Origin of the sequence: Burkholderia sp. Bp9012, from assembly GCF_003853825.1 — a bacterium.
Lineage (GTDB): Bacteria > Pseudomonadota > Gammaproteobacteria > Burkholderiales > Burkholderiaceae > Burkholderia > Burkholderia diffusa.
Genome location: NZ_QTQA01000014.1, coordinates 147,960 through 160,401, shown reverse-complemented (window position 1 = coordinate 160,401; position 12,442 = coordinate 147,960). Strand labels below are relative to the sequence as shown.

General features: G+C 62.3%; 10 protein-coding genes. 8 read left to right on the top strand and 2 right to left on the bottom strand.

Annotation, left to right across the window (positions count from 1 at the left end; genetic code table 11):
* The first annotated feature begins 6 nt into the window (after positions 1 to 6).
* From pstB to phoR, 4 genes are read left to right on the top strand one after another with little or no spacing between them, the layout of a single operon-like run.
* Positions 7 to 855, top strand: a complete 849-nt coding sequence (gene pstB / locus DIE11_RS20390; RefSeq protein ID WP_059523444.1) for a phosphate ABC transporter ATP-binding protein PstB — start codon at positions 7 to 9, stop codon at positions 853 to 855.
* Between the two features lie 18 nt (positions 856 to 873).
* Complete coding sequence (gene phoU, locus DIE11_RS20385; RefSeq protein WP_059523442.1) at positions 874 to 1,578, top strand: phosphate signaling complex protein PhoU; 705 nt, start codon at positions 874 to 876, stop codon at positions 1,576 to 1,578.
* Positions 1,579 to 1,608: 30 nt separating this feature from the next.
* On the top strand, positions 1,609 to 2,310 hold the full coding sequence (gene phoB / locus DIE11_RS20380) for a phosphate regulon transcriptional regulator PhoB (protein ID WP_006750313.1): 702 nt from the start codon (positions 1,609 to 1,611) through the stop codon (positions 2,308 to 2,310).
* Between the two features lie 57 nt (positions 2,311 to 2,367).
* Positions 2,368 to 3,687, top strand: coding sequence for a phosphate regulon sensor histidine kinase PhoR (phoR, locus tag DIE11_RS20375; RefSeq protein WP_124626656.1), 1,320 nt, complete (start codon positions 2,368 to 2,370; stop codon positions 3,685 to 3,687).
* Positions 3,688 to 3,818: 131 nt separating this feature from the next.
* Here phoR and ppk1 read toward each other — a convergent pair whose 3' ends face one another.
* The gene (ppk1, locus tag DIE11_RS20370; RefSeq protein ID WP_124626654.1) at positions 3,819 to 5,882 is read right to left on the bottom strand and encodes a polyphosphate kinase 1; all 2,064 of its coding nucleotides are present in this window, start codon (positions 5,880 to 5,882) and stop codon (positions 3,819 to 3,821) included.
* 278 nt (positions 5,883 to 6,160) lie between these two features.
* On the opposite strand from ppk1, the gene ppx reads away from it, so the two are divergent.
* Complete coding sequence (gene ppx / locus DIE11_RS20365; protein WP_059603629.1) at positions 6,161 to 7,675, top strand: exopolyphosphatase; 1,515 nt, start codon at positions 6,161 to 6,163, stop codon at positions 7,673 to 7,675.
* Between the two features lie 53 nt (positions 7,676 to 7,728).
* Here ppx and DIE11_RS20360 read toward each other — a convergent pair whose 3' ends face one another.
* The gene (locus tag DIE11_RS20360) at positions 7,729 to 8,169 is read right to left on the bottom strand and encodes a hypothetical protein (protein ID WP_124626652.1); all 441 of its coding nucleotides are present in this window, start codon (positions 8,167 to 8,169) and stop codon (positions 7,729 to 7,731) included.
* A gap of 338 nt (positions 8,170 to 8,507) precedes the next feature.
* On the opposite strand from DIE11_RS20360, the gene DIE11_RS20355 reads away from it, so the two are divergent.
* The 3 genes from DIE11_RS20355 (at position 8,508) to DIE11_RS20345 (ending at position 12,426) form a co-directional block, all read left to right on the top strand.
* Positions 8,508 to 8,735: a hypothetical protein gene (locus tag DIE11_RS20355; RefSeq protein ID WP_260437150.1), complete on the top strand. Its 228-nt coding sequence runs from the start codon at positions 8,508 to 8,510 to the stop codon at positions 8,733 to 8,735.
* A 533-nt stretch (positions 8,736 to 9,268) separates the two neighbouring features.
* Positions 9,269 to 9,511, top strand: a complete 243-nt coding sequence (locus DIE11_RS20350) for a hypothetical protein (RefSeq protein ID WP_124626650.1) — start codon at positions 9,269 to 9,271, stop codon at positions 9,509 to 9,511.
* Between the two features lie 140 nt (positions 9,512 to 9,651).
* On the top strand, positions 9,652 to 12,426 hold the full coding sequence (locus tag DIE11_RS20345) for a type VI secretion system Vgr family protein (RefSeq protein WP_124626648.1): 2,775 nt from the start codon (positions 9,652 to 9,654) through the stop codon (positions 12,424 to 12,426).
* The last annotated feature ends 16 nt before the right edge of the window (positions 12,427 to 12,442 follow it).

Sequence of the window (12,442 nt, the reverse complement as noted above, 5' to 3'; positions counted from 1 at the left end):
AATCCGATGAATATGGCAGAAAGCCACCTGAATCCCGTCGAGCGCACCGCTGCGCCCGCCGGCACGCAAGATGCGGCACATGGCCGTCCGCTGGCGCCGCTGAACGCGAAGATCGAGGTCAACAACCTCAACTTCTTCTACAACAAGTTCCACGCGCTGAAGAACATCAACCTGCGCATTCCCGAAGGGAAGGTGACGGCGTTCATCGGTCCGTCGGGTTGCGGCAAGTCGACGCTCCTGCGCACGTTCAACAAAATGTACGCGCTCTATCCGGAGCAGCGCGCCGAAGGCGAAATCCTGATGGACGGCGAGAACCTGCTGACCACCAAGCGCGACATTTCGCTGCTGCGCGCGCGGATCGGCATGGTGTTCCAGAAGCCGACCCCGTTCCCGATGTCGATCTACGACAACATCGCGTTCGGCGTGAAGATGTTCGAGAAGCTCACGCGCTCGGAGATGGACGATCGCGTCGAGTGGGCGCTGACGAAGGCCGCGCTGTGGAACGAAGTGAAGGACAAGCTGAACCAGAGCGGCTACGGGCTGTCCGGCGGCCAGCAGCAGCGTCTGTGCATCGCGCGCGGTATCGCGATCCGTCCGGAAGTGCTGCTGCTCGACGAGCCGTGCTCGGCGCTCGACCCGATCTCGACGGGCCGCATCGAGGAACTGATCGCGGAGCTGAAGAGCGACTACACGGTCGTGATCGTCACGCACAACATGCAGCAGGCTGCGCGCTGCTCGGACTACACGGCCTACATGTACCTGGGCGAACTGATCGAATTCGGCGAAACCGAAAAGATCTTCATCAAGCCGGTGCGCAAGGAAACGGAAGACTACATCACCGGCCGTTTCGGCTGATGACGGAGAATCACAACCATGTCGGATAAACATCTGTCGAGCCAGTTCGACGCGGACCTGAATGCCGTGTCGTCGAAAGTGCTGGAAATGGGCGGACTCGTCGAGTCGCAGATCGTCGGTGCGATGCATGCGCTGAACGAATTCGACCGCGAGACGGCCGAGAAGGTGATCGCGGCCGAGGAAACGCTGAACGCGATGGAAGTCGACATCGACCAGGAGTGCGGCAACATCATCGCGCGGAGGCAGCCGGCCGCGCGCGATCTGCGTCTTCTGATGTCGATTTCGAAAACGATTACGAACCTCGAGCGCGCCGGCGACGAGGCCGAGAAGATCGCGAAGCGCGTGCGCCGCCTGATCGACGAGCCGGCCGCGCGTGCGGTGAACATCGCCGAGATCAAGGTGTCGGGCGAGATGGCCGTGACGATCCTGCGCCGCGCACTCGACGCGTTCGCGCGCCTCGATACGGTAGCGGCCGCGCAGATCGTCAAGGACGACAAGGAAATCGACCTCGAATTCCGCGCGTTCGTGCGCAAGCTCGTGTCGTACATGCAGGAAGACCCGCGCACGATCTCGGTCGGCCTCGAGTACCTGTTCATCGCGAAGGCGATCGAACGGATCGGCGACCACGCGAAGAACATCGCCGAATTCATCATCTACATCGTGAAGGGCACCGACGTGCGGCACCAGCCGCGCGACACGCTCGATCGCGAAGCCAACAGTTAATCGACTCCGTAAGGAAGAACAGAGGTGCCGATGCCCAGCAACATTCTCGTCGTCGAAGATGAGCCCGCGATTTCCGAACTGATCTCGGTGAATCTCCAGCATGCCGGTCACTGCCCGATTCGCGCGTACAACGCCGAGCAGGCGCAGAACCTGATCAGCGACGTGCTGCCCGACCTCGTGCTGCTCGACTGGATGCTGCCGGGCAAGTCCGGCATTGCGTTTGCGCGCGACCTGCGCAACAACGAACGGACCAAGCACATCCCGATCATCATGCTGACCGCGCGGGGCGACGAGCAGGACAAGGTGCTCGGCCTCGAGATCGGCGCGGACGACTACGTGACGAAGCCGTTCTCGCCGAAGGAATTGATGGCGCGGATCAAGGCCGTGCTGCGCCGTCGCGCGCCGCAGCTGACCGAGGACGTCGTGTCGATCAACGGGCTGCGCCTCGATCCGGCCACGCATCGGGTCGCCGCGCACGGCGACGGCAGCGAGATCAAGCTCGATCTCGGCCCGACCGAATTCCGCCTGCTGCATTTCTTCATGACGCATCCGGAGCGCGTGCACAGCCGCACGCAACTGCTCGATCAGGTCTGGGGCGACCACGTGTTCGTCGAAGAGCGTACGGTCGACGTCCATATCAAACGATTGCGCGCGGCCTTGAAACCGGCCGGTTGCGATGCGATGATCGAGACCGTGCGCGGCAGCGGCTACCGGCTCGCCAAGCACGCGTAACGTATCCGGACATGCCGTGTGCCACGGCATGTCGTTCATTCTTTCGGGCGCTGAAACATGAACATCATCTGGGCGCGCTTTCTCGTGTCGCTCGTGCTGCTCGTGCTGATCAGCGTATTGGTCGGCGTGTTCGCCGGCCCGATCGCGGGCCTCGGGTTCGCGGTCGTGATGCTGGTCGCGCAGGGCTTCTTCAGTACCTTCCATACGCAACGCCTGTGGCGTCTGCTCGATGCGCCCGTCTACGGCGAGGTGCCGAGCGCACCGGGCATCTGGGGTGAAATCTACTACCGGCTGCACAAGCTCGCGAAGCAATGGCATGCGCAGGTGCGGCAGGTCGAGCAGCAGCATTCGCGCTTCATCCAGGCGATCCAGGCGTCGCCGAACGGCGTCGCGATGCTCGACGACCATGACCAGATCGAGTGGTGCAACGCGATCGCCGAGGTGCATTTCGGCCTCGACGCGAAGCGCGACCTGCGCCAGCACATCACGAACCTGGTTCGTCATCCGGAATTCGTGCGCTACCTGAACGCGCAGCATTACGACGAGACGCTCGTGATGCGCGGGATGGGCGACTCGCGGCAGAACGTGCTGGAAGTGCAGGTGTTTCCGTACGGCGAGAACCGCAAGCTGCTGCTCACGCAGGACATCACGGAGCTCGAGCGGACCGACGCGATGCGGCGCGACTTCGTCGCGAACGTGTCGCACGAACTGAAGACCCCGCTCACCGTGCTGTCGGGCTTCCTCGAGACGATGCGCGAACTGCCGCTGAACGAGGAAGATCGCGCGCGCTATCTCGAGATGATGGAGCAGCAGGCGTCGCGGATGCGGCACATCGTCACCGATCTGCTGGTGCTCGCGAAGCTCGAGGGCGAAAGCAAGCCGCCGATGGATCACGCGATCGACATGCGTGCCGTGTTCGACCATCTGAAGGAGGATGCGCAGACGCTGTCGAACGGGCATCACGAGATTGCGTTCACGATCGACGAGACGCTCGGCGTCACGGGCGCGCAGACCGAAGTGTTCAGTGCGTTCGCGAATCTCGTGACCAATGCGATCCGCTATACGCCGGACGGTGGCAAGATCTTCGTGTCGTGGCGGCGCGAGGGCGCGCAAGGCGTGTTCTCGGTCACCGACAGCGGCTTCGGCATCCCGGCCGCCGACCTGCCGCGGCTGACCGAGCGCTTCTACCGCGTCGACCGCAGCCGCTCGCGCGATACGGGCGGCACGGGGCTCGGCCTCGCGATCGTCAAGCACGTGCTGCAGCGGCACGACTCTCACCTGTACGTGCAGAGCGAGGAGGGGCGGGGCAGCACGTTCACCGCGCGCTTCCCGGCCTCGCGGATCATCGCGATCCGGCCGGCCGCGTTCGAAGCGTGAGCGCGTGACGCGAATCGGGTGCCTGACGTCGGCATCCCAACGCAAATACGCCGCAAACAAAAAAGCACAGCCCGTGGGCTGTGCTTTTTTGTTTGGTGGCGCGGCACGCGAAACCGCGCGCCGCCCCGTGTCTACGAACAGAACTTCGCGAGCAGCCCGAGCTGCGCGTTGCGGAGCGTCTTGCCCGCACGGCGCCGGCGGTAGTGGCCGTCGCTGAGCATCTGCCAGGCCGACTGGTTGTCGCCGAGGCAGACCGACAGCCCTTCGGCGATCACGCGGCGCTTCAGCTTGCGCTCGCGGATCGGGAACGCGACTTCGACGCGGCGGAACAGGTTGCGGTCCATCCAGTCGGCGCTCGACAGATAGACGTCCTCCGCGCCGCCCGCGTGGAAATAGTAGATGCGGTGGTGTTCGAGGAAGCGCCCGACGATCGAGCGCACCGTGATGTTTTCCGACAGCCCCGGCACGCCGGGCTTCAGCGCGCACACGCCGCGCACGATCAGGTCGACCTTGACGCCGGCCTGCGACGCTTCGTACAGCGCGGCGATCACCGACGGCTCCAGCAGCGCGTTCATCTTCGCGACCACGCGCGCGCGCTTGCCGGCGCGCGCATTGTCGATCTCCGCGCGGATCGATTCGATGATGCGCGGATGCAGCGAGAACGGCGACTGCCACAGCTCGTGCAGCGTGAGCTCGCCGCCGATCCCGGTCAGTTGCTGGAAGACGTGGTGGACGTCCTCGCAGATTTTCTGGTCGGCCGTCATCAGGCCGAAGTCGGTGTAGAGGCGGGCGGTGCGCGGGTGATAGTTGCCGGTGCCGAGGTGCACGTAGCGGCGCAGCGACGCCTTGCCGTTCTGCACGACGCGTCGCACGATCAGCATCATCTTCGCGTGGCACTTGTGGCCGACCACGCCGTACACGACGTGCGCACCGACGGCTTCGAGCTGCGACGCCCAGTTGATGTTGGTTTCCTCGTCGAAGCGCGCGAGCAGCTCGACGACGACGGTCACTTCCTTGCCGTTGCGCGCGGCTTCCATCAGCGCGTCCATCAACGGCGAATCGGTGCCGGTGCGGTAGATCGTCTGCTTGATCGCGACGACGCTCGGGTCCTTCGCGGCCTGCTGCAGCAGTTCGAGCACCGGCTGGAAACTTTCGTACGGATGGTGCAGCAGGATGTCGCCGTCGTCGATCGCGTCGAACATCGTCGGCGCGTTGACGATCGCGGGCGGGATCGACGCGGCGAACGGCGCGAACTTCAGGTCGGGGCGATCGACGAGATCGGGGATCTGCATCAGCCGCACGAGGTTCACGGAGCCGGCCACGCGATAGCAGTCCTTCTCGCTGAGCAGGCTTTCCTCGAGCAGGCGCCGAACGATATGCGCCGGCGTATCGGCCGACACTTCGAGCCGTACCGCGTTGCCGAGGTGGCGCGCGGGCAGCTCGCCCTGCAGCGCGACGCGCAGGTTGGTGATTTCGTCCTCGTCGACGAAGAGCTCGCTGTTGCGCGTGATGCGAAACTGGTTGCAGCTTTTCACGACCAGTTGCGGGAACAGTTCGCCGACGAAGCGCTGCATGAACGAGCTGAGCAGCACGAAGCCGTGCTCGAAGCCCGACAGCGCCTGCGGCATGCGCACGACGCGCGGCAGCGCGCGCGGCGCCTGCACGATGCCCATCACCGCCTGGCGGCCGAACGCGTCTCGGCCCTCGAGCTCGACGACGAAGTTCAGGCTCTTGTTCAGCACGCGCGGGAACGGGTGCGCGGGATCGAGGCCGATCGGCGTCAGCACCGGCAGCAGTTCATCGAGGAAGTAGCGGCGCGCCCATTCGAGCTGCTCTTCGTTCCACGTGTCGCTCGCGTGGAAGTAGATCCCTTCCTGTTCGAGCGCGGGCAGCACGGTATCGTGCAGCATCGTGTACTGGCGGTGCACGAGCCGTTGCGCGCGCTCGACGACGAGGTCGTAAGCGTGCTGCAGCGACATGCCGTCGGGGGTGAGTGCGCCCGGGTTGTCGCGGATCTGTTCCTGAAGGCCGGCCATCCGGACTTCGAAAAATTCGTCGAGGTTGCTGCTCGTGATGCAGATGAAGCGGAGTCGCTCGAGCAACGGAATCTGCGGGTCAGCCGCCTGGGCCAGCACGCGCTCGTTGAAACCGAGGATGCCGAGTTCACGATTGAGAAGCGGATAGCGGACGGACATCGGCAGAGTAGGGGGTGATTCGGGCGATGATTCGAAAGGACGCTCGGAAACTCTCACGGTACGATGACGTGCTGATGACGATAATGTATTTATATCGGGAAATTCTACGCCTGAACCGTTTTGTCTCATAAATGTTTCGGCCATATACAATCTACCCGTGTACATGCCCGTGAAGCGTGGCAACGGCAAGCGTTCCACGCTTAAAATGTCGCCTTTGATTGATCGCCCAGCGTGGCCGGCCGGCTGCCGCGGGCGAACGCGCACGGAGCCCCCTTCTGATGGTTACATCCCCCCACTTGCTGGCTGCCGTCGATCTCGGCTCGAACAGCTTTCGGCTGATCGTCGGGCGCGTCGAGGAAACGCCGGCGGGCAGCCAGATCTATCCCGTCGATGCGCTGCGCGAGCCCGTTCGACTGGCCGCGGGCCTGTCGAGCGACAAGATGCTCGATCGCGCGTCGCAGGAGCGTGGCTGGGAGGCGCTCAAGCGGTTCGGCGAGCGCCTGCGCGATTTCCATCCCGATCATGTGCGCGCGGTGGCGACCAACACGCTGCGCGTCGCGAAGAACGCGGGCGAATTTCTCGGCGAGGCCGAAGCGGCGCTCGGTTTTCCGATCGAAGTGATCGCGGGCCGCGAAGAGGCACGTCTGATCTACGCGGGTGCCGCACATTCGGTGCCGGCGAGCGCCGGCAAGCGGCTCGTCGTCGACATCGGCGGTGGCTCGACCGAATTCATCATCGGCTCGCACTACACGCCGATCGTGATGGAGAGCCTCTACATCGGCTGCGTGAGCCATAGCCGCGCGTTCTTCCCGGCCGGCAACGTCGACGAATACACGATGCGGCAGGCCGAACTCGCGGCCAAGCGCGAGATCCAGATCATTTCCAGCGAGTACAAGAAGGCCGGATGGGACCAGGCGATCGGTTCGTCCGGCACGGCGCGTGCGCTCGCCGAGCTCGTCGAGGCGAACGGCTTCAACGACGCGGGCATCACGCATGGCATTTCGCGCGGCGGGCTCGAACGCCTGAAGCGCGCGCTGATCAAGTCCGAGAACGTGAACCGGCTGAAGCTGATCGCGCTGAAGCCCGATCGCGTGCCGGTGCTCGCCGGCGGCCTCGCGATCATGCTCGCGGTATTCGAGGAGCTGGGGGTCGACTACGTCGATACCACCGACGGCGCGCTGCGTCTCGGCGTGCTGTATGACCTGCTCGGCCGGACCCAGCACGAGGACATGCGCGCGGTGACCGTCGAGGGCTTCACGCGCCGCTACGGCGTCGATCGCGCGCAGGCCGGGCGTATCGGTGCGCTCGCGGTGCGGTTCTACGACGAGCTCGACGAATCCGACGACGAAGAACGCGAGGAAGGCAGGATGTTCCTCGGTTGGGCCGCCGCGTTGCACGAGATCGGCCTGTCGATTTCGCACAGCTCGTATCACAAGCATTCGGCCTATATCGCGAGCAACGCCGACATGCCGGGTTTCTCGCGCACCGACCAGGCGCGCCTTGCCGCGCTCGTGCTCGGGCATGCGGGCAAGCTCGGCAAGCTATCGCAGGCGCGCGACGTCGAATGGCCGCTGCTGTTCTGCCTGAGGCTCGCGGCGCTGCTGTGCCGGCGCCGGACCGATGCCGGGCTGCCGGACATTTCCGTGTCGCAGATGAAGAAGGGCGGGTATGAAGTGCGCCTGCCGGGCGCATGGGTCGAGCAGAACCCGCTGACCGACTACAGCCTCAGCCAGGAAGCGGCCGAGTGGGAGAAGGTCGGTATTCCGTACCGCGTGGTTTATACGGGCGCGTGACGCGCCGGCACGACGGCGGCGCGCTCGCGCCGCCAGGCTGCCTTGCGATGCGCTCAGTCCGAGCACACGATCGCGGTCAGGAACGGGAATGCCTGCTTGACGGTCGCGTCGCTGCCGGCCTTGCGCACGGCCTGCTCGACCGCGTTCTTCGTGCCGCGCACCACGACGCCGTATGCCCAGTTGCCGATCGGCGTGCCGTCGCCGGGCTGGAAAATCGGATCGTTCGCCTGGTAGCCGAGCACGACATAGACGCCGAAGCCGTAGGCGGTCAGCGGATGGTTCGTGCGGAATGCGTTCACCGAATTCGATTCGACGTGCATCGGCTCCGACTGGATGTCACCTGCCGCGAGCAGCGGCGCGACGAACTTGTGGCCGTTCGAATGGCAGTCGAGCGCGTCATCGAGCGACTTGGCCGATGCGACGCCGGACGCACCGAGGGTGCCGATTGCGAGCAGCACGCCGAGCAGGGCAGTCTTGAAAACGTGGTTTTTCATGCGCGATTGCGGGTTGGTCGCGGACATTATCGCGTGTTCCCGCAATTTTCGTGCGCGGGCTGCGGGCGGTACGGTACCGGTGGCGCAAGCGGGCGGCGGACCAAACGAAAAAGGGCTGCAAGCGCGATGGCTTGCAACCCTTATCGTGTATCTCGTGGTCGGAGCGATAGGATTCGAACCTACGACCCTCTGATTCCAAATCGGGTGTCCCTGCAATTTTCAACGTCGCTGGCGATCGATGGAAGTTATAAATCATTGATTTGATGTGGAACTTAAGCTCATTGCGATTTGCTGTTCCGATCCACAACGCTGCACGTAGTAGCAAAATGCTAGCAACGATGAGCGATAGCGAGAAAACGCAGCGGGCGGGCAAGGATGCCTTGAATTTTACGAAAGCGGCGACCGAAGCGTTGCCGATGCCAGAGAAGGGCTGGGAGTATTACTACGACACGAAGGTGAGTGGCCTAGCGATCGGCATCGGCCCGAGCGGCGTCAAGACGTTCATTCTCGATATGAAAGTAAATCGTAAGAAAAGCGGATCGAGATTGAGGGCTATCCCGATCTGACAGTCGATAAGGTAAGGACGCAAGCTCTGACCCTTATCGCTGGTTGAGCTGTCGCGCACACGACAGGTGTTTGCTTCACACATAGACTTTCATTGCGGGCGCTTCTCGATGATGCGTTGGAAGCGGTCGAAAAGGTCGTGCTGAACGGCTTAATCGAAAAATTTCGGCGCTCCGTCAGACTCCGCAGATTCGCTCACCCGCAAAGATCACACAAGATGACAGTGTGCTCGTCGATCAAATGACGACGAAATATTCTCGGTTTGAGCACTCAAAGTCCGACGAGTTCGACGCCACTCTTCCCGGAGTCGACGAGCTGGCCGATGACCCGAAACTCATGATCGATTGGATTGGGGAATTTGATAAGCGTGCGGTGGCGTAGGGACGAGGAAAGCTCGGCGACCTGTACCGGCAACGAGAGTGGCGATTCTCCCGCGACTAGCGCCGGGGCCGGTCTTGTTGTCGCTTAGCTGTTCTGCGCCACCTATTGCGCGCACTTCGTCCACGAAGTGACGGAGGGGCGAACCGGCCTGGACTTGTTCCAGGCCGCTGATGAAGCGGCGCTTCACGATTGCGTCGTCTGCGGCAAGGCTGAAGACAAATTCACGACTATGGCCGATGGCATGGCCGCGATCCAGAAGGTACTTGTCCTCCGAAACGAGCAATTGCTGAATTACCCGTCGTACGTCATTGCCAACGCCCAAGCGGAGCTCAGCAAATTTGTGATCAATGACTCGCTGTCGCCGATTGCACCTGAGCGCGAGCCTCAGCTCCGCTAGATGACCGGGGGCAAACTCAGTCAAGCCGCACCATATTTCTCAGACTTTAGATTAGAATCGCGCGAGAAACTTGCTGTCGGAATGGCTGACCGTCGCCTTTATCACTGGATTGACGGTCGAACCTGAGAGAAATAACGAAAATGGATATCAGACCGTCCGCACTCGGGGACCTGAAGTTGCGCGACCTCTATGAGGCGATCAGCAAGGGCGTTTTGCAGCAGGGGCGACTGCTGATGCTGGATACGCCGCTCGGCAAGAATGCGCTAGTGCCGTTACGGGCCCGCGGATCGGCCAGAATCGGGCGCGACTATTCGTACACGATTGACGTCGCGTCGACGCGCGATGACACTGCGCTGCTGTCGTTGATGCACCAACCCGTTACCCTGCGGATTCAGCAGGTCACGGCTCCTTTTGCGGTTCCCGTCTATCGTCCGGTCCACGGCTTCGTGCATCGGGTGGCCTATTTGGGCGGAAACGGCGGCCTTTCGACATACCAGATCGAGTTTTCATCGGCACTGGTCTTTCTTGAGAAGACCCACAACGAAGAAGGCTGGCTCGAGAAAGACGCTCGCGAGATCATCTCTGACGTGCTCGATCGGTATCCGCAATTGCGCGGGCAGTACCGTTTTGCGCTGTCATCCGATCCTGCCAAGCGTTCTTGGTGCAGGCAAAGCGAATCCGATCTTCACTTTGTGAACCGCTTGGCTGAGGCTGAGGGTTGGTATTTTTACTGGGCCCACGAAAACGTTAGCGAAGGCGACGCTCCCAAGACGACGCTCGTCATCGTTGATCGCGTCTCGACCCTTCCCGACGCCAAGCCAGTTGAATTCATTCGGGCGAACGACAGCAATGAATCCGATGGTTTCGCCCATTGGGCAGCGGTGCAGACGATGCAGAGCACGCGTTACATGTCGCGTGCGTTTGATTACAAGCGGCCCGCGTCCGATTTTCAGGTTGAGAGCGGACTTGCCGCGACGAGCTATGTTATGGAGGAGCGCGGCCAGAAAGCTGAGCATAGCGTTCCTGATGCGCCGATGACGGTCTACGAATCGACGGCTTACGGCTATTCCAGCTCAGACACCGGTGAGGTGCGAGCGCGACGGCGAGTAGAGATGTGGGATGCGCGAGCAAGCCGATATTTTGGTGTCGGAGGCGTGCGGTGGCTTGATGCCGGTTCGCGGTTTATGTTGAACGGACATCCCCGCCACGAAGGCGGTGATGCGAAGAAGCGAGAGTTTCTGGTGGTCGAGGCGCGTTGGTTCATCGAGAACAACGTCCCGATCGGCCAGCAGACGGCCGAGTTTCCGCAAAGTCTTCGTGCAACGCTGGCCGAGCAGCAGGCGATTCACCGTGAGCGGTTCAAGACGCTTGGACATGAGGCGGATGGCTCGGCCGGGTTTTTTGTGATCGAAGTCGAAGCGCAGCCCACGGCTGTTGAATACCGGAGCCCGCTGGATCATCCGAAGCCTGTCATGTCGATCGAACACGCGCTTGTCGTGACCCCGGATGGCGCGGAGGCGTGGACGAACGACCGAAACCAGATCAGGGTGCATTTCGCATGGGATCGCAAGAACCCGCCGGAAGCCTTCAATTCCTCACCATTGCTGTCGTCGCTTCAATCCGATACCGGGAACGGTTATGGGGCTGTCCACGTCCCGAGGGCGCGGGAATGGGTCATCGTTGGTTACTGGAACGGCGACTGTGACAAGCCGTTCGTATTAGGGCGTATCAACGGAGGCGCGACCCCCTCTCCATGGCATTCAAACGCATTGTTGTCCGGGTTCAAGTCGGAGGGATTCGGCAAGACAGGCGCATACAACTCGTTCGTCCACGACGATTCTACGAATCAAGGCGGCACGCGGCTGGTCAGCTATACCGGCAAGAGCTATGCGGCGCTGACGCAGGGCTACCTGATCAAGCATGACGGCAACACGCGCGGACAGTACCTGGGTACAGGTTTCATCCTGCACGCCGACGAGTTCGGGGCAGTTCGTGCCAGCAAGGGGTTGTCCATCAGTGCGCACTCGAAATCCTACGACGATGAACAGATGGGCGTGGACGAGGCGCGGTCGCAGTTGCAGCAGGCGGGAATGCTGGTCGAGTCGCTGTCTAGCGCAAGCACAACCGCTCAGGCGGAATCACTGCAAACCGGACAGGATGCGCTCAAGGCGCTATCGACGGACATCCAGCATCCGGTGTCGGGCGATACGTCGGGCGGCGTGACGGCGGGTGGCGGTACTGGCAGTGCCAACGGATTTGCGCAGCCGAACATATTGGTATCGACGCCGAAGGACATTGCACTGGTCGCAGACAACTCGACGCATATCGTGGCCGAGAAAGAGGTCAACGTCGTCAGTAACGAGAACACGTACGTGGCAACTGGCAAGTCGTTCGTCGTGGCGGCCGCGGAAAAGGTGAGCTTCTTCGCGCACAAACTCGGCGCATTCTTTGTGACGGCGAAAGGTCCGATCAAGCTGTCGGCCAACACGGATGACGTGAACGTCAATGCGGGTAAAGACGTGACGGTGAAGGCCAAGCGCATTGTGCTCGACGCCGATGAAATCATCATCAAGGCGGGCGGCTCATACACCCGTTGGGTGGCGGCTGGCATTGAAGACGGTACGCAAGGCCCGCGCACGATTAAATCGGCGTCGCTCAGCCGTCAGGGGCCGAGTTCGATTGCGCAGCATATGAACAGTCTGCCGCAGGCCAAATTTAACGATCCGTATGTGCTGCGTGATCGCATCACGGGCGAGGTGCTGAAAAACCACCCGTACGAACTGATCCGCGGGGACGGCACACGTCTGACCGGGATGACGAACGAGCTGGGGCACGTGGCCGAGCAGAAGAGCGAGGATATCGAGAAGCTGGCGGTGCGCGCATTGCGGCCGAAGCCGAACGGTCCTGCGGCATGAATTCGATAACCGATGC

Bases quoted from the DNA above. Each gene is read 5' to 3' on its own strand.
- pstB (WP_059523444.1), top strand. From the start codon at position 7: ATGAATATGGCAGAAAGCCACCTGAATCCCGTCGAGCGCACCGCTGCG.
- phoU (WP_059523442.1), top strand. From the start codon at position 874: ATGTCGGATAAACATCTGTCGAGCCAGTTCGACGCGGACCTGAATGCC.
- phoB (WP_006750313.1), top strand. From the start codon at position 1,609: ATGCCCAGCAACATTCTCGTCGTCGAAGATGAGCCCGCGATTTCCGAA.
- phoR (WP_124626656.1), top strand. From the start codon at position 2,368: ATGAACATCATCTGGGCGCGCTTTCTCGTGTCGCTCGTGCTGCTCGTG.
- ppk1 (WP_124626654.1), bottom strand. From the start codon at position 5,882: ATGTCCGTCCGCTATCCGCTTCTCAATCGTGAACTCGGCATCCTCGGT.
- ppx (WP_059603629.1), top strand. From the start codon at position 6,161: ATGGTTACATCCCCCCACTTGCTGGCTGCCGTCGATCTCGGCTCGAAC.
- DIE11_RS20360 (WP_124626652.1), bottom strand. From the start codon at position 8,169: ATGAAAAACCACGTTTTCAAGACTGCCCTGCTCGGCGTGCTGCTCGCA.
- DIE11_RS20355 (WP_260437150.1), top strand. From the start codon at position 8,508: ATGAGCGATAGCGAGAAAACGCAGCGGGCGGGCAAGGATGCCTTGAAT.
- DIE11_RS20345 (WP_124626648.1), top strand. From the start codon at position 9,652: ATGGATATCAGACCGTCCGCACTCGGGGACCTGAAGTTGCGCGACCTC.